The organism is Allorhizobium undicola ORS 992 = ATCC 700741 (genome assembly GCF_000621665.1).
GTDB lineage: Bacteria > Pseudomonadota > Alphaproteobacteria > Rhizobiales > Rhizobiaceae > Allorhizobium > Allorhizobium undicola.
In genome coordinates this window covers 75,383-93,506 of the sequence record NZ_JHXQ01000015.1, presented here as the reverse complement: position 1 = coordinate 93,506, position 18,124 = coordinate 75,383, and the positions used below count along the sequence as shown (strand labels likewise).

The 18,124-nt window shown below is 60.9% G+C and carries 11 protein-coding genes; all 11 read left to right on the top strand.

What is annotated here, in order from left to right; translation table 11 throughout:
- Positions 1–286: 286 nt before the first annotated feature.
- The gene (locus tag T424_RS0113730; RefSeq protein ID WP_027488243.1) at positions 287–1,009 is read left to right on the top strand and encodes a response regulator transcription factor; all 723 of its coding nucleotides are present in this window, start codon (positions 287–289) and stop codon (positions 1,007–1,009) included.
- A gap of 104 nt (positions 1,010–1,113) precedes the next feature.
- Positions 1,114–2,898: a sensor histidine kinase gene (locus T424_RS0113725; protein WP_051558981.1), complete on the top strand. Its 1,785-nt coding sequence runs from the start codon at positions 1,114–1,116 to the stop codon at positions 2,896–2,898.
- On the top strand, positions 2,888–3,346 hold the full coding sequence (locus T424_RS0113720) for an HPr kinase/phosphorylase (protein WP_027488241.1): 459 nt from the start codon (positions 2,888–2,890) through the stop codon (positions 3,344–3,346). Before T424_RS0113725 ends, T424_RS0113720 begins: the two co-directional genes overlap by 11 nt.
- A gap of 222 nt (positions 3,347–3,568) precedes the next feature.
- Entirely contained in the window at positions 3,569–3,970 is a 402-nt protein-coding gene (locus T424_RS0113715) for a PTS sugar transporter subunit IIA (RefSeq protein WP_027488240.1), read from the top strand.
- Between the two features lie 12 nt (positions 3,971–3,982).
- Complete coding sequence (locus tag T424_RS0113710; protein ID WP_027488239.1) at positions 3,983–4,258, top strand: HPr family phosphocarrier protein; 276 nt, start codon at positions 3,983–3,985, stop codon at positions 4,256–4,258.
- Positions 4,259–4,417: 159 nt separating this feature from the next.
- Entirely contained in the window at positions 4,418–5,818 is a 1,401-nt protein-coding gene (gene ahcY / locus T424_RS0113705) for an adenosylhomocysteinase (RefSeq protein ID WP_027488238.1), read from the top strand.
- Positions 5,819–6,365: 547 nt separating this feature from the next.
- Positions 6,366–8,906: a sensor histidine kinase gene (locus tag T424_RS0113700; protein ID WP_027488237.1), complete on the top strand. Its 2,541-nt coding sequence runs from the start codon at positions 6,366–6,368 to the stop codon at positions 8,904–8,906.
- Complete coding sequence (gene tsaE / locus T424_RS0113695; RefSeq protein ID WP_027488236.1) at positions 8,903–10,414, top strand: tRNA (adenosine(37)-N6)-threonylcarbamoyltransferase complex ATPase subunit type 1 TsaE; 1,512 nt, start codon at positions 8,903–8,905, stop codon at positions 10,412–10,414. Before T424_RS0113700 ends, tsaE begins: the two co-directional genes overlap by 4 nt.
- Before the next feature lie 79 nt (positions 10,415–10,493).
- Positions 10,494–11,240: a nucleotidyltransferase family protein gene (locus T424_RS0113690; RefSeq protein ID WP_027488235.1), complete on the top strand. Its 747-nt coding sequence runs from the start codon at positions 10,494–10,496 to the stop codon at positions 11,238–11,240.
- Between the two features lie 3 nt (positions 11,241–11,243).
- Positions 11,244–14,423: a double-strand break repair protein AddB gene (addB, locus tag T424_RS0113685; RefSeq protein ID WP_027488234.1), complete on the top strand. Its 3,180-nt coding sequence runs from the start codon at positions 11,244–11,246 to the stop codon at positions 14,421–14,423.
- Positions 14,416–17,961: a double-strand break repair helicase AddA gene (addA, locus tag T424_RS0113680; protein WP_027488233.1), complete on the top strand. Its 3,546-nt coding sequence runs from the start codon at positions 14,416–14,418 to the stop codon at positions 17,959–17,961. The genes addB and addA overlap by 8 nt, the downstream gene beginning before the upstream one ends.
- Positions 17,962–18,124 lie beyond the last annotated feature (163 nt).

The following is an 18,124-nucleotide window of genomic DNA, read 5'->3' as shown; positions in this document are numbered from 1 at the left end:
GATGAACTGGCCTGAAACTAGAGAACGGATTTTCAAAATGCAAGCCGTTAATTTCTGAAATATCTAATAAATTCAGGTATTTAATCGTTTTAAACTGATATGCCAGATTTTAAATCGTTTCGCGATTGGCTCGATTTCTCATGCTGCACTGCACTGTCTGGCTGTAGCCTCCATCAACCACCCTTTATCTTTGCCACAATTTGTTCCACCTTTACCCTCATGAACATGGTCCATGGCAGCGGACAAGGCGCCGCCTGCCCGCCAAACAGGACGGAGAACATAAGCAATGCAGACGATTGCCCTGGTTGACGACGACCGGAACATCCTGACTTCCGTATCCATCGCGCTGGAAGCTGAGGGATACAAGGTCGAGACCTATACGGACGGGGCTTCGGCACTGGACGGCCTTCTGGCACGCCCGCCGCATCTGGCGATTTTCGACATCAAGATGCCGCGCATGGATGGCATGGAGCTCTTGCGCCGCCTGCGGCAGAAGTCAGACCTGCCGGTGATTTTCCTGACCTCCAAGGATGAGGAGATCGATGAACTGTTCGGCCTGAAAATGGGCGCGGACGACTTCATCACCAAGCCCTTTTCCCAACGCCTGTTGGTGGAACGGGTGCGCGCCATCCTGCGCCGTGCCGCCAATCGCGAGCTTGCCGCCACCGGGCAGGGACAGAAGCCCGGCCAGGAAGTGCAGGCCCGCAACCTCGAACGTGGCCAGCTCGTCATGGACCAGGAACGCCATACCTGCACCTGGAAGGGCGATCCGGTCACGCTGACCGTCACGGAATTTCTCATTCTCCATTCGCTGGCGCAGCGCCCCGGCGTGGTCAAGAGCCGCGATGCGCTGATGGATGCCGCCTATGACGAGCAGGTCTATGTGGACGACCGCACCATCGACAGCCACATCAAGCGGCTGCGCAAGAAGTTCAAGATGGTGGATACGGATTTCGACATGATCGAAACCCTCTACGGCGTTGGCTACCGCTTCCGTGAATCGGCGTGACGTTTGCGCGGCTTTGCGGCAAGGAGATTTGCAAGTAAAAGCCCGTTGATTCGGCGCGGCAAGGCTGCCGCGTCCGTGAAAGGTTGATCTTGGCAAGGCTGGATATGGACAGGGATATGGAGGCAGGCGACGCTCCGCGCGCATCGCTGCGCCTTTCCTTTTCGCATCCCTTCACGCTTATTCGCCGGATTTTCGGTAATGCCGTCTTCTCAAGCCTGACCCGCCGCATCGTTTTCTTCAATCTGGCCGCATTGATCGTTCTTGTCGGCGGCATCATGTATCTCAACCAGTTCCGTGAAGGCTTGATCGACGCCCGCGTCGAGAGCCTCACGACACAGGGACAGATCATTGCGGGCGCCATTGCCGCCTCCGCTTCGGTGGATACGAATTCCATCACCATCGATCCGCAGAAACTGCTGGAGTTGCAGGCGGGCGAAAGCATCACGCCGATGCCCAACAATAATGAGGAAGATCTTGACTTCCCCATCAAGCCCGAGAAAGTGGCGCCGGTGTTGCGGCAGCTCATCTCGCCCACCCGCACCAGGGCGCGTCTTTTCGATGCCGATGCCAATCTGCTGCTGGATTCGCGCCATCTCTATTCTCGCGGCCAGGTGTTGCGCTATGATCTGCCTCCGGTGGATTCAGAAAGCAGCACCGTCACCGGCTGGTTCATCCGGCTGTTCAACCGCCTGCTGCAACCGCGCGGCGTCGGGCTCTATCGGGAGGCTCCCGGCGGCGATGGCTCCATCTATCCAGAGGTGACGAACGCCCTGTCCGGGGTCAGCGGCTATGTGGTGCGCATCAACGAACAGGGCGAGCAGATCGTCTCCGTCGCCGTGCCGGTCCAGCGTTTCCGGGCCGTGCTGGGCGTGCTTCTGCTCTCGACGCAGGCAGGCGACATCGACAAGATCGTTCATGCGGAGCGCCTGGCTATTCTCAGGGTTTTCGGCGTGGCGACGCTGGTGAACATCGTTCTGTCGCTGCTTCTGTCTTCCACCATCGCCAATCCCCTGCGCAGGCTTTCCGCCGCAGCGATCCGGGTGCGGCGCGGCGCCAAGGAGCGCGAGGAAATTCCCGATTTTTCCGTCCGCCAGGATGAGATCGGCAATCTTTCCATTGCGCTCAGGGAAATGACCACGGCGCTCTACGACCGGATCGACGCCATCGAGAGCTTCGCGGCCGATGTCAGCCACGAACTGAAGAACCCCCTGACATCGCTGCGCAGCGCGGTGGAAACCCTGCCTCTGGCCAAGACGGACGCCTCCAAGCAAAGGCTTCTGGATGTGATCCAGCATGACGTGCGCCGCCTGGACCGTCTGATCAGCGACATTTCCGACGCATCCCGCCTGGATGCGGAGCTTGCCCGTTCCGACGCCAAGCCCGTCGATCTCGAAATTGCCCTGACCAATCTGGTGGAGATTTCCCGCCAGATCAGCAGCGCGAAAAAAAAGGTGGAGATAGAGCTGAAGGTCGAGCAGAAACCGGGCCTCAAGCCGCGCTTCATCGTAAACGGACACGACCTGCGGATTGGCCAGATCGTTACCAACCTCATCGAGAACGCCCGCTCCTTCGTGCCCGAGGGCGAGGGCCGGATCACCGTGAAGCTGTCGCGCACCCGCACCCGCTGCGTGGTGCAGGTGGAAGACAATGGCCCGGGCATTCAGGCCGAAGACATCGACCGGATTTTCGAACGCTTTTATACAGACCGCCCCGAAGGCGAAAGCTTCGGGCAGAACTCGGGACTGGGATTGTCCATCAGCCGCCAGATCGCCGAAGCGCATGGCGGCTCGCTGCGCGCGGAAAACGTGAAGCGTGAGGAAGACGGCACCATCACCGGCGCGCGTTTCATTCTCAGCCTGCCCGCTGATCCCTCCACCCATGAAAAATAAGTGGCCCAATATTCACGCCACGGCAATCGAGATCGGCGGCTGCGGCTTCCTGATCTGCGGACCGTCTGGAGCGGGCAAATCGCGTCTTGCCCTGGAGCTTCTCAGTCTTGCCGCCATGGCAGGGGTGGAAGCGGCGCTCGTGGCCGATGATCAGGTGCTTGTCGAGATTGGCGGGCAAGGTGAGGTGATCGCCCACCGGCCCGCTGCTATTGAAGGGCTGATCGAAGCCCGCTTCACCGGGATTCTTCGCCTCCCCAGTATTCCCTCAAGCCGCATCGGCCATGTCATCCTGCCCCTGAAAAATCCGGGGGATGCCGACAGGCTGCCGCCGGAGAATGAGCGTTTCGAAGTGGTACAGGGTGTTTTCCTTCCGGTCATCCGGCTGCTTCCGGGCATGATCGCCAATCTGACGGTTCTTCGCCTGCGCGCCGGATTCCATGACCATTGAAGGGTAGGATGCGATTTTTGGCTTGCACTTCGGACGTTCATGGCCAAGATGGCCTTCCCGTTGTATTGCGGCTGCGAAGGCGGGAGGCAAACAGGCCTCCCTTTGCGCAAATGCCGGCGGAATGAGGATTGCGGGCGCGGATCTTTCAGAAAGGCCCTGTGTAGACGAAGTCGTCGCAGTGCGCTAAGGGGCGCTCGGAATTGATGAGGGAGCTATAAGCGAATGATCGGACTTGTGCTTGTCACCCATGGCAAGCTGGCTGAAGAGTTTCATTCTGCCGTGGAGCATGTCGTTGGTCCGCAGAAGTTCATCGAGACGATCTGTATCGGTCCGGAGGATGACATGGACCAGCGGCGCCAGGATATTCTGGATGCCGTGGGCCGCGCCGATGACGGCAGTGGCGTCATCATCCTCACGGACATGTTCGGCGGCACTCCTTCCAACCTCGCCATATCTGCCATGAGCGCCGGACGCATCGAGGTGATTGCCGGGATGAACCTGCCAATGCTCATCAAGCTTGCTGGCGTGCGCGGCGAAAACGACATGGAAAAGGCCCTTGTCAGCGCCTCCGATGCCGGTCGGAAGTATATCAATGTGGCCAGCCGCGTGTTGAGCGGCAAATAGGATCCACCTCCCATGTCCAGTTTTTCCCGTGAATTGCTGATCATCAACAAGCGCGGACTGCACGCGCGGGCCTCTGCCAAATTCGTTCAAACCGTGCAGACCTTCAACGCCGATGTCAGCGTCAGCAAGGACGGAATGACCGTGGGCGGCACCTCGATCATGGGATTGATGATGCTGGCCGCCAGCCCGGGATGCACCATTGTGGTTTCCACCAGCGGCGAAGAGGCCGAAAAGGCGATTGACGCGCTTGAAGCGCTGGTGGCCGACAAATTCGGCGAGGAAATGTAAACCACGTCTGCACATAAAGATATAAAGACCTCTTTATGTGATTATTGCTTCCTTTCCGTTTCCCTGCTAGACAGGTGTGAGGATGCGCGTTTCGCGCGCGCCGAAGTTTGCTGCCGCCCTTGCGGGTATTGCGGCGTTTCACAGCTGTTTGGAGACACCATGAGCACGGACAAGGATTACATCGTCGCGGATATCGGCCTGGCTGATTTCGGTCGCAAGGAACTCGACATCGCCGAAACGGAAATGCCCGGCCTTATGGCAACGCGCGCCGAATTGGGCGCGGCGCAGCCGCTGAAGGGCGCGCGCATCAGCGGCTCCCTGCACATGACGATCCAGACCGCCGTTCTGATCGAAACGCTGACGGCGCTGGGCGCGGACGTGCGCTGGGCCTCGTGCAACATCTTCTCCACGCAGGACCATGCGGCTGCGGCCATTGCCGCGTCGGGCGTGCCGGTCTTTGCCGTGAAGGGCGAGACGCTGACGGAATACTGGGATTACACCGACCGGATTTTCCAGTGGGCAGATGGCGGCTTTTCCAACATGATCCTCGACGATGGCGGCGATGCCACCATGTATATCCTGCTGGGTGCCCGCGCCGAAGCTGGCGAGGATGTGCTTTCCAATCCGCATTCCGAAGAGGAAGAAATCCTTTTCGCGCAGATCAAGAAGCGTCTGGCTGCCAGCCCCGGCTGGTTCACCAAGCAGCGCGCCGCCATTCGCGGCGTTTCGGAAGAAACCACCACCGGCGTCAACCGCCTCTATCAGCTTGCCCGTCAGGGTCTGCTCCCCTTCCCGGCCATCAATGTCAACGATTCGGTCACGAAGTCGAAGTTCGATAACAAATATGGCTGCAAGGAATCGCTGGTGGACGGCATCCGCCGCGCAACCGACGTGATGATGGCTGGCAAGGTCGCCGTCGTTTGCGGCTATGGCGATGTCGGCAAGGGTTCCGCCGCCTCGCTTCAGGGTGCGGGCGCGCGCGTGAAGGTGACGGAGATCGACCCGATCTGCGCCCTTCAGGCCGCCATGGACGGTTTTGAAGTTGTCCAGCTCGAAGACGTCGTGTCCAGCGCCGACATCTTCATCACCACCACCGGCAACAAGGACGTGATCCGCCTTGAGCATATGCGCGCCATGAAGGACATGGCCATTGTCGGCAATATCGGCCACTTCGATAATGAAATTCAGGTTGCCGCGCTGAAGAACCTGAAGTGGACGAACATCAAGCCGCAGGTGGACATGATCGAATTCCCCGGCGGCAACCGGATGATCCTGCTGTCGGAAGGCCGCCTGCTGAACCTCGGCAATGCCACGGGCCACCCCTCCTTCGTGATGAGCGCCTCCTTCACGAACCAGGTTCTGGCGCAGATCGAGCTGTTCACTAAGCCGGATGCCTACAAGAATGAGGTTTACGTCCTGCCCAAGCATCTGGATGAGAAGGTCGCCCGCCTGCATCTGGCCAAGCTGGGCGTGAAGCTCACCGAGCTCTCCGACGAGCAGGCCGCCTATATCGGCGTTACCCCGGCGGGCCCGTTCAAGTCGAACCACTACCGCTACTGAGTTTTCCTCAGAGCCCTACGAAATGTGGTGGCTGTGGCAGAATTTCTGCCGCAGCCCTTTCGGGCACGAATTTTCCTCCTCCCACGTCTCCGCGGTTCAAGCGGTGAGCTTTCTCCCTTTAAATTCAGGGAGTTCATGGCCCGCTTACCCCCGCAATGCCAGGCGGGACCGTTTCTCTCTTCCCGCTCCATCTTATCCACAGTAATGTTTTCTCACTTGATTCGAACATGGTTAAGACAATGCCCGCGCAAGCGGCGTGTGGTTTCATAACGGGACGAACAAGCTTGAAATGTCTATCGAGAATGCGGTTTCGATGGCGGGAGGCATGAAGATGCCTTCAATCCTGCCGGCTCCGATCCCTCTGACATTTGCTTGCGGCAAATGGGATCAAGCCGTTTCATCGGAGAAAGGCTTCACGCCCTGACCGATGAAAAAGCATTTCGCGGAATTGTGTGCGGCGGTTTCCGGCCGGAATGCTCGAAAGTAACTTTGGGTTCAGGCGCGGGGGCAAGATCGCGGCGGAACCCGGCACGGAGACAGACCGGAAATGGCACTTTGGAACTTCTATCCGCTTATACGGGGAAAAGCGGATAAGGCAGGCTGCGCGGCCTTTGCGCGCCACGGGGTGAAAAACACGCTGAAGCGTCTGACGCTTCGCGCCAGCACCATGCTGACGGCATTCAACGCCTCTGCCGCATTGGCGCAGGACAGCAATGCGGCCGGTATCGCTACGCTCTCTTCGTCGGAAATGGTCGGCTTTGCGCTGGTGATCGGCGCGATTTCCGCAACGCTTCTGTCCACGCTCTGGCTTGTTCGCCAGCGAAACAGCATCGAGGTCGAGAGCCGGGAGATGCGCTCCGCTCTTTCCGATGCCAACCAGCGCATCTCCCGCTATCAGGCGCTGATTGCCGATAAAAACCGGCGCATCGTCATCTGGGACGGCAATGCCGAGCGCGCAGAACATCTGGGCCAGTTGCCGCTGGAAACCGGCGCACCGGCCTCTGAAACGGATTTTCTGGCCTTTGGCCGCTGGCTGAAACCCGCTTCCGCAGCGGAGCTGGATACAGCCATCGAAATGCTGCGCTTCAATGCCCGCAGCTTCGACCTGATCGTTGAAACCTACCGCGATGAAGTGCTGGAAGTACAGGGCCGGGTTTCGGGCGGACGCGCCTTTGCGCGCTTCGTGGCGCTGAATAACCTGCGCGCCGAACTGGCCGAACTGAAAATCGAAAAGGCCCGTCTTTCCACCGCAATCCATACGTTTGAAAGCCTGCTGGAAGCGGTGGAGCAACCCGTCTGGCAGCGCGATGCAGCGGGCCGCTTGCTCTGGGTCAATCAGGCCTATAGCGATGCCGTGGAAGCCTTGACGCCGGATCAGGCCGTGCATGAGGGCCGTGAAATCCTCAATACCATCACGCGGGAAACGATCCGCGCCACCGTCACGCCGGAATCGCCCTATCACGAAACCGTTTCCACCGTGGTGCACGGCAATCGCACCTTCTACGATGTCGTCGATACCAAGACCCCCACCGGGTCATGCGGCATGGCTGTGGACGTTTCGCGCGAGGAAGCACTGCGCGAGGAACTGAACCGCACGCTGAAGAGCCATGCCGAAACGCTGGACCATCTCGCAACCCCGGTCGCGATTTTCGACGGCGAGCGGCGGCTGCAATTCTATAATCAGGCCTTCCAGCAGCTCTGGGGCCTCGATCTGGGCTTTCTGGAATCGCGTCCGGATCACGGCGAATTGCTGGACCGGCTGCGAGCGGCTGGCAAGCTGCCGGAACAATTGAGCTGGAAGAGCTGGAAAGAAAGCATTCTCGCCGTCTACCGCTCGATCGATACGGAAACGGCATTGTGGCACCTGCCCAATGGCCAGACGCTACGGGTGATTGCCTCTGCCCATCCGCAAGGGGGCGCGACCTGGGTTTTCGAAAATCTCACCGAACAGGTGGACCTCGAAACCCGCTACAATACGCTGGTGCGCGTTCAGGGCGAGACCATCGATCATCTTTCCGAAGGTGTCGCGGTCTTTGGGCCGGATGGACGCATTCGCCTGTCCAACCCCGCCTTCCGGGCGCTTTGGGGCATCACCGAAGCCGAGGCCGCGCCCGATACCCATATTCGCGCCATCGAAGCCGCCTGCGCACCGTCCTACGACAAGCCGGATGGCTGGCGCGCCTTCGGCCAGATGATTACCAGCTTCGAGGATGAGCGCCCCTCCAGCCAGGGAACGATCGAACTTCTCTCCGGTCTCGTACTGGATTATGCGGTCATCCCGCTGCCCAATGCCCAGACCATGCTGACCTTCGTGAATATCACGGACAGCGTGCGCGCCGAACGTGCCCTGCTTGAAAAGAACGAAGCACTGCGCAAGGCCGACGAACTGAAAAACGATTTCGTTCAGCACGTATCCTATGAATTGCGCTCGCCGCTCACCAACATCATCGGCTTCACCGATCTGTTGAAATCAGAGGCCATGGGGCCCCTCAACCAGCGGCAGGCAGAATATGTGGACCATATTTCCACCTCTTCCGCAGTCCTTCTCACCATCGTCAACGATATTCTCGATCTCGCCACCGTCGATGCCGGGATCATGCGGCTCAACTATTCCGAAATCGACCTGACCGATCTCCTGGATGACGTCTCCATGCAGATGACCGATCGCTTGCAGGAAGGCGGGGTGACGCTGGACATCATCGCTCCCAACCAGCTCGGCCAGATTGTTGCCGATCAGCAGCGGTTGAAGCAGATCCTGATCAAGATCCTGACGAATGCCGTCAATTTCTCGCCGGATGGCGGCGCCGTGGTGCTGAAATGCTGGCGCGACGGTTCGGATTTCGTTTTTTCCGTCACAGATACGGGTTGCGGCATCCCTGAGGACCTGCTGCCTTCGGTCTTCCAGCGTTTCTCCTCCAGCCCGAAGAGCGGCAAGAAGTCCGGCGCAGGTCTCGGTCTTTCCATTGTTGAAAGCTTTGTGCATCTGCACAAGGGCACCGTTTCGATCAACAGCGTTCCCGATCAGGGCACCACGGTCCTTTGCCGGATTCCAACCGGCACGATCGTCCAATCCGTCGCGGCAGAATGAGCGGGATCGCTTACACCCTTTCCGTGGACCTGCCCCATGAAGCCGCGACCCGGCAATTGGGCGAGGATCTTGCGCTGGCGCTGACCCGTGGCGACTGCCTCGCGCTTGAGGGCGATCTGGGAGCTGGCAAATCGACGCTCGCCCGCGCCATGATCCGTGCGCTGGCGGGCAATTCGGATATGGACGTGCCAAGCCCCACTTTCACGCTTGTGCAGCTCTATGACCTGTTGCCGCCCGTGGCGCATTTCGATCTTTACCGGCTGGGCGATTCCTCCGAACTGGATGAACTCGGCTTTGATGACGCGCTGGAGGACGGCATATGCCTGGTCGAATGGCCAAAGCGGGCAGAAGACCGGCTGGGGAAAGGCGTCATCTGGCTCTCCTATGACTTTACGCCCGATGGCGGCAGGCGCGTCACTTTTACCGGGGCAGAGGCGAAAATAAGCCGGATTCGGCGCACTCTCTCAATTCGCCAATTCCTGACCGAAAACGGCATGACCGGTGCCGAACGGCGCTTCCTGAGTGGCGATGCCGATTATCGCGCCTATGAATATATCAGCGTCCCCGACCGGCCGCGACGCATTCTCATGGACAGCCCGCAACGTCCGCCAACGCCGGTCATCCGCGATGGCAAAACCTATCCGGAGCTTGTGCATCTGGCACAGGATTGCCGTGCCTTCATTGCAATAGACCAGCTTCTGAACGACATGGGCGCTTTGGTGCCCGAGATTTTTGCCGCGGATCCGGCGCAAGGCCTGCTGTTGATTGAAGATCTCGGTGAAGAGGGCGTGCTGGATGAAAATGGCGAACCGATTGCCGAGCGATACCGCGCGGCCATGGAGGTTCTGGCCCATCTTCATCGGCAGAATGTTTCACGTGAAATTCAGATCGGACCGCACCATACCCACAGGATTCCGGACTTCGACGCCGCCGCCATGGGCTTTGAAACGGAGTTATTGCTGGACTGGTACTTGCCGTGGAAATTGGACCGACAGGCCACCGGCCCGGAAAGACAGCACTATCACGCCATCTGGGCCGATCTCATAAGCCGGATTCACGACCACAGCAGTCTTGTTCTGCGGGACGTACACTCTCCCAATCTGCTCTGGCAGCCGGAACGTCAGGGACTTCACCGCATTGGCCTGATCGACTTTCAGGATGCGATGATCGGTCCTGCGGCTTACGACCTTGCTTCGCTTGTTCAGGATGCGCGGGTAACGATCGAGCCAGACCTGCAACAGCAATTGCTGGATCATTATCTGGCACTGCGTAAATCCCAAGCCGGATTCGACAGCGATGCCCTGGCTCAGGATTTCGCCATCATGGCGGCGCAACGCAATTGCAAGCTGCTGGGACTATGGGTGCGGCTGATGAAGCGGGATGGCAAGCCCGGCTATATGCAGCACATGCCGCGCACGCAACGCTATCTTGCCAGCGTTTTGACCCATCAGGTCATGACGCCGCTCAAAACATGGCTGGAAAACCTGGGATTGAGCGTGGAAAGCTGAGGCTGCATTTCCGTCCCTGTGGTTCGCCCCGACCAACTGCGGTAGAAATGCGAAAGAGCCGCAGACTGATTCGAGATCCATGACCATCCATCACGCCATGGTGCTGGCCGCAGGGCTTGGCACGCGAATGCGCCCCATTACCGAAACCATGCCCAAGCCGCTGGTAAAAGTGGCAGGCAAAGCCCTGATCGATTACGCGCTGGACCATTTGCAACAGGCAGGCGTCACGACAGCCGTCGTCAATCTCCATCATTTCGCCGATCAGATGCAGGCGCATCTCAAGAGCCGTGACCATCCGCGCATCATCCTTTCCGACGAACAGGCTGCCCTGATGAATTCCGGCGGCGGCCTTGCCAAAGGCATCCGGCTTCTGCCCACCGGCCCGATTTTGGTGATGAATGCAGACCTGTTCTGGATTGGCGAGGCAGCCGGAAACAAGACCAACCTGCAACGGCTTGCCGACTTTTTCGATCCGGCCCGCATGGATATGGCCATGCTCTGCGTGTCACTTGCCCGCACCACCGGCCATAACGGCAAGGTGGATTTTCAGATGGCTGAGGATGGACGGTTGACCCGCTATCAACCGGGCGACAGCCATGGCGTGGTCTATGCCGGCGCCATTGCCATGCACAGTTCCCTGCTGGACGATGCTCCCGAAGAGGCCTTCAACCTCAACATCTATTTCGACCGCGCCATTGCCAGGGGACGCCTTTACGGGCTGGAACTCGAAGGCCATTGGCTGACGGTCGGCACGCCGGAGGCGATTGGCGAGGCGGAAGACGAAATGCGCAGGCAGGGCGTCATTCCTGCAAACGGCAACCTTTGACCCATGGCCTTTCACGCACCGAAAATCTGGACTATCCCTCCTGCCAAACCCTTTCTGCGGCTGCTGGCCCAGGCGGTTTGCGATGGCCGTCTCTGCCCCGGCTTCCGTTACGATCCGGACGACCCTCTTTCGCTCTCCAAAGTCACGATCCTTGTGCCCACGCGGCGCGCCGTGCGTGTGCTGCGGGCCGAATTCGTGGAGGTTCTGGGCGGACGGGCCGCGATCCTGCCGCAGATCCGGCCGCTTGGGGAGGCAGAGGAGGATTCGGGCTTTTTCGACGCCGATACCCCTGCCCTGCTCGACCTCAATCCGCCGATCAGCAATACGGTACGGCTTCTGGAGCTGGCGCAGCTTATTCTTGCCTGGCGCAACAAGCTGCCGGAAATCGTCCGCTCCATCCATGCCGATACGCCGCTCGTGGCCCCGGCAAGCCCCGCCGATGCCGTCTGGCTTGCGCGTGCGCTGGTGGAGCTGATCGATGCGGTGGAAACCGAAGAGCGCGACTGGGCCGATCTCGAAAAGCTCGACGCGCAGAATTTCGCCAGTTGGTGGCAATTGACGCTGGCCTTTCTTGGCATTGCCAGCGCCTTTTGGCCGGCAAGGCTGGAAGAGCTGAACCGCTCCTCGCCCGTCAGGCACCGCAATGCGCTGCTGAGGGAAATGCGCGACAGGCTGGCGCATCTGCCCACCGATGCGCCGGTGATCGTTGCCGGTTCCACCGGCTCCATTCCGGCCGCTTCTGAATTGATTGTGTCGGTCTCGAAACTGCTGCAAGGCGTCATCGTGCTGCCGGGACTCGATCAGTCCATGCCGGAAGACCACTGGCAATGGGTGGGCGGCGAACAGCCCCCCGGCCTGCCGCCGGAACCCACCGCCCGCACGCATCCGCAATATGGCCTGCACCGCCTGCTGGGTAAGCTGCATGTGCTGCGGCGCGATGTGGAGGTACTGGAAGCGGCGGATGCGCGCCTGAAGGATCGCGCCGAAATCATTTCCCGCGCGCTTGCTCCCGCCAAGGCCACCGATGACTGGACGCGCTGGCGCGAGGATTTCGGCGCAAGCCGCATCGAGGCTGCCTTTGCCGATGTCAGCCTGATCGAAGCCGCCAATGAGCGTGAAGAATCCATCGCCATTGCCGTTGCCATCCGCCTTGCGCTGGAGGAAGAGGGCGCCGATGGCCAAAGCCGTGCCGCGCTGATCACGCCCGACCGTAATCTTGCCCGTCGCGTTGCCTCGGAACTGACGCGCTTCGGCATTCTGGCCGATGATTCGGCGGGCACGCCTTTTTCAGCCACGCCGCAGGGCACGCTCATGGCCTTGTTGCTTGAGGCCATCCTGCGTCCCGGCGATCCGGTGGCAATCGTCTCGCTGCTCAAGCACCCGCTGGCGCGCTTCGGGCTTGACGAACAGGCCTTCCGCAAGGCCGCCGATGCGCTGGAGGTGATTGCGTTGCGCGGCGGCACCGCCCCGCTCGATATTGCCGAGCTGCAACCGCTTTTCGATCAGGCCCTAGCCGATCTTGCCGAGGCGCGGCATGTGCCGGTCTGGCAAAGCGCCGTAGCGGAAGAGGATGTGGCGCTTGCCCGCGATCTTGCCGGGCGCATCGCGCAGGCCGTGGAGCCCCTGGCAGGCCACGTCCTTGCCCGCGAGGACGGCTCACGCTTCACCAGCCGCCTGACGCTGAAGGATTGGGCAGCCCGCAGCGGGCGCGTGCTGGAAGCCGTGGTCAAGGACGAGCGACAGGATCTCGCATCCCTTTGGGCCGATGAGGCGGGCGATGTGCTGGCGCGGCTCCTTGGCGAAATCATGGAAACCGATGGCCAGATGAGCGCCGATGGCCCGCAATGGATCGACATCATGGCCGCACTGACCGCCAGCGAATCGGTAAAGCCCAAGGCGTTGCGCAATCCGCGCGTCTTCATCTTCGGAGCGCTGGAAGCGCGGCTGCAAAGCGTCGATACCATGATCCTCGGCGGCATGAACGAGGGCTCATGGCCCGGCACCACCACCAACAATCCCTTCCTGTCACGCGGCATGAAGACCGATATGGGTCTGGAACCACCCGAACGGCAAATCGGCCAGCTTGCCCATGATTTCGAAATGGCCAATGGCACGAAACGGTTGATCTACAGCCGCGCCCTTCGGCAAGGTTCGGCCCCTACGGTCGCCTCGCGCTTTCTCAAGCGGCTTCTGGCGCTGGGCGGCACCGGCTTTGCCTCCACGCTGAAATCCCGCGGTGAACACTTCCGCCATTTCGCCGAAATGCTGGATCAGGGTCCGCCGCAAAAACCGGCGGATCGGCCGGAGCCCCGCCCGCCGCTGGAGCTTCAGCCAAAAAGCTATTCCTTCAGCGAGGTGGGGCAGCTCAGGCGCGATCCCTATTCCATCTATGCGCGGCGGATTCTCAAGCTCGATCCGGTCGATCCCTTCAACGCCGATCCGGGCGCGGCCGAACGCGGCACGCTCTACCACGCCATCATCGAACGTTTCGTCTGCGAAATGCCGCCGAAGCTTGGGCCGGATTCGGAGATCCTGATGGGCCGTATCGCCGATGAACTGTTTGCGGCGGAAAGACTACCCCCTCATATCGCCCTTGTCTGGCGCAAGCGCTTCGACGAGGTGGGCCGCGCTTTCATCGACTGGCAGCGGAAACGCGAACCGGCACGGCTTTATACGGAAGCTGGCGCGGGCTCCGATGTCGAGGAAATCGGCATTCGCCTCACCGGCATTGCCGACCGCATCGATGTGCGGGCGGGTTATGCCGACATCATCGATTACAAGACAGGCTCGAACCCGAGCCCGACGCAGGCGCGGGCGCTTCTCGACCCACAACTGGCGCTTGAGGCCGCGGTGCTGATGCGCGGCGGCTTCAAGACGGTTGGTGCGTTGAAGCCGCAAGACCTCATCTATGTCCGGCTTCGCCCCGGCGGCCGCTTCGATGCGGAAACCGTCAATAACGAGCTGACCGGAAGGGGCGACAAGGCGAAATCCGCCCATGATCTGGCCGAAGAGGCCATGGACCAGTTGATCCGTTTCGTCTCGCTGCTGCAAAGCGGCAAACGGGGCTTCGTCTCCCGGCTCCTGCCCTTCCAGCAAAACGATCTGAGCGGCGATTACGACCACCTGGCCCGTGTGGCGGAATGGTCCACGGCGGAACAGACGGAGGAAAGCGGCGATGAGTGAGCTGGATAGCCTGCCCTCCAATAACAGCCCGCTGGAATGGATCGACTGGACCACACGCCAGCAGACGCTGGCCTCCGATCCCGGTGGCTCGGCCTGGGTGTCGGCCAATGCCGGATCGGGCAAGACGCATGTGCTGACGCAGCGTGTCATTCGCCTGCTTCTGGCGGGCGCGCGCCCCTCGGCCATTCTGTGCCTGACCTATACCAAGGCTGCCGCCTCGGAAATGTCGAACCGCGTGTTCGACCGGCTGGCGGAATGGGCCACATTGCCGGATGAGGATCTTGCCAGACGCATCGAGCAGATCGAGCGGAAGCGTCCCGATCGCATCAAGATTGCCGAGGCAAGACGTCTGTTTGCACGGGCGCTGGAAACGCCGGGCGGCTTGAAAATCCAGACCATCCACGCCTTTTGCGAGGCGCTGCTGCATCAGTTTCCGCTTGAAGCCAATGTGGCCGGGCATTTCTCGGTGCTGGATGACCGCGCCGCCTCCGTGCTGCTGGCCGAAGCTCGCCGCTCGCTTCTCACCGCCACGGCGCTGGAGGGGAATGCCGACCTTGCGGAGGCCTTTGCGGAAGTCTTGAGCATTGGCGATGAATTCGGGCTGGAAAACCTGCTGACGGAAATTATCGCCAATCGCCATGCGGTGCGGGATTTCCTGCATCGCGCCATGACGCGGGGCGGCGTGAATACGGTCTTGCGAAACAGCCTTGGCCTTGGCGCAAACGAAACTGAACAGGGCTGTGCCGAGGCCTATTGGCCGCTGCCCGGCCTCAATGGGGCACGGCTTTCTTCCTATCTGGAGCTTGCCTTTGCCAAGGGTGGCGTGACGGTAAAGGGCGTGGCAGAGCTTCTGGAACAGGCTGTGCGGCAAAGTGATCCTTTCCTTCGCGCCGACCATCTGGAGAAAGCCTTCTTCACCGCCGCAGGCAAGCCCAAGGCCGATAGCTCGCTGCTTGCCAAGGCAATGAAGGATGCCGATCCCGGCCTGATCGATGCAGTTTCCAGCGCCCGCGACCATGTGGTGGCCGCACGGGAAAGGCTGCGGCTGTTCCGGCTCTACAAGGCCACGCACGCCGCCCTGACCTTGGCGGCGCGGCTGGACCAGGATTACGAGGAGCTGAAAAAGCGCAGCAGCCAGCTCGATTTCGAAGACCTGATTGCCCGCAGCGCCGAACTTTTGACCCGAAGCGATGTCGGTCCCTGGGTGCATTACAAGCTGGATCAGGGCATAGACCACATTCTCGTGGACGAGGCGCAGGATACCAGCCCCGTGCAATGGTCGGTTATTCGCTCGCTGCGGGAGGATTTCTTTTCCGGCACGTCTGCCCGCACGCTCCTGCGCAGCTTTTTTGCGGTGGGGGATGAAAAGCAGTCGATCTACTCGTTCCAGGGCGCAAGGCCCGAACGTTTCTCGCTCGAAGCCCGCGATGCCGAAAGGCAGGTGAGACAGGCGGATGGCACCTTCCATTCCATTCGCCTGCCGCTCTCTTTCCGCTCCACCGAAGCCGTGCTTTCGGCGGTGGATCAGGTATTTTCCGTGCCTGCCAATGCCCGCGGGCTTTCAGCCCTTGGGGACGAGGTGGTGCATCGTTCCAGCCGCAACGGCCATCCCGGAACGGTGGAAGTCTGGGATATGATCAGGCCGGAGGCGTCGGAGAGCGAGGAGGACTGGACTGCCCCCTTCGACTCCACCCCGGAAAGCGCTCCCTCCGCCATGCTGGCACGGCGCATTGCGGGCCGCATCGAGGCGATGATCGGGCATGAAACCATCATCGAAAAAGACCGCGAGCGCCCCATCGAACCGGGAGACATCCTCATTCTGGTGCGCAAGCGCGGCAGCTTCGTCAATGCGCTGACCCGCGCGCTGAAGCGGCGCAACAATATTCCCGTGGCCGGTGCCGACCGGCTGAAACTCACGGGCCATATTGCCGTGCAGGATCTCATGGCGCTTGGCCGGTTCGTGCTTCTGGCCTCCGATGATCTGTCGCTGGCAGCCTTGTTGAAGAGCCCGCTTTTCGACCTGACCGAGGACGATGTCTTCGAAGTGGCGGCGAAACGCGAAGAGACCACCGTTCTGGCTGAAATTCGCCGTTTGGCCGAAGCCGGTGCCGGACATTGGCCAAGCGTGCTGGACCGGCTGGAGCATTATCGGGCATTGGGCGCCAAGGCGCAGCCGCATGATTTCTATGCCCGCGTGCTGGGGCCAATGGGCGGCAGACGGGCCTTTCTGGCACGCCTTGGCAGCGAGGTCAGCGATATTCTCGATGAATTCCTGACTTTCGCCCTTTCGCATGAGCAAAGCGGCCTGCCCGGATTGCAATCCTTCATCACCACGCTGGAGCAGGAAGGCCCGGAGGTAAAGCGCGAGCAGGACAAGGAGCGCAGCGAAGTGCGCATCATGACCGTTCACGCCTCCAAGGGGCTGGAAGCGCCCGTGGTGTTTCTGGTGGATGACGGCTCGAAGGCCTTCAACCACAGCCATCTCGCCAAGTTCCGCATGGTGCCTGGCGATCAGATGGAGTTTCCCGTTTGGGCGCCCGTCAAGGCACTGGAGACCGCCGTGACCGCTGCCGACAAGGCGCGGCTGCAACAGGCAACGGAGGAGGAATATCGCCGCCTTCTTTATGTGGGCATGACCCGCGCCGCCGACCGGTTGATCGTGTGCGGCTATCGCGGCAAGAAGGACCAGCCGGATACCTGGCATGAGATGATTTCCACAGCCCTGCCGCTTGATGACGCCCATTGCAAGCCGCACCTCTATCAGGCTGCCGAGGGCGAATGGCAGGGCCTGCTGTGGAGCCTGCCGGATCGTGGCCGTGAATTCGAACGGCATGAAGCTCGTCAGACAATCGCGATGCGGCCGCAGTTGCCGCAGGCGCTGCTGACGCCCGCCCCGCCCGCTCCACCTGTACCGCGGCCTTTGAGCCCTTCGGGCGCCGGGCTGACGGTGAATGACGAGGATGGCGACCTGATGCTGACCTCGCCGCTTTTCGACGAGGGCGAGGACATGGGCCTTGCCATGCAGAGGGGCCGTCTGGTGCACCGAATGCTGCAAATCCTGCCTGCCCTGCCCGAAACGGAACGCCATGATGCCGCCACGCGCTATGCCGGACGCGCCGCCCGTTTCTGGCCGCGCCCTGAGCGCGAGGCACTGGTCGCCTCCGTCATGACCATTCTGGCCCTGCCCGATCTTTCGCCCGTGTTTTCGCACGAGGCGCAGGCCGAATTGACGGTGATGGGCACGATCCGGCTGGGGCGCGAAGTGCGCGCCGTTTCCGCCCGCGTGGACCGAATGACGGTGACGGCGGATCGCGTCATTATTGTCGATTACAAGACCAACCGCAAACCGCCCCGCAGAGCGCAGGACGCCCCCTTTTCACATGTGGCGCAGCTTGCCATCTACCGGGAGCTGCTGCGTCCGCTTTATCGTGGTAAGCCTGTGGAATGCCTGCTGGTCTATACGGAAGGGCCGGTCCTGATCCGGCTTGACGACGAAATGCTTGACCGCGCGCTCGACAGTCTCGTTCGTGAAGCCTGATCTTTTGGCGGCGGGCTTCGTCGTCGTTTCGATCGGTTTCCACCGCCGGTGGCGCAAGACGGCACGCAATTCCCGCCGGACATGGCAGGCAGGTAAAAGAGAACATTGAAATAAGGGGGGCATCCGTCCTATATGACAACCAATACCCCTTCCAAGGAGCAGC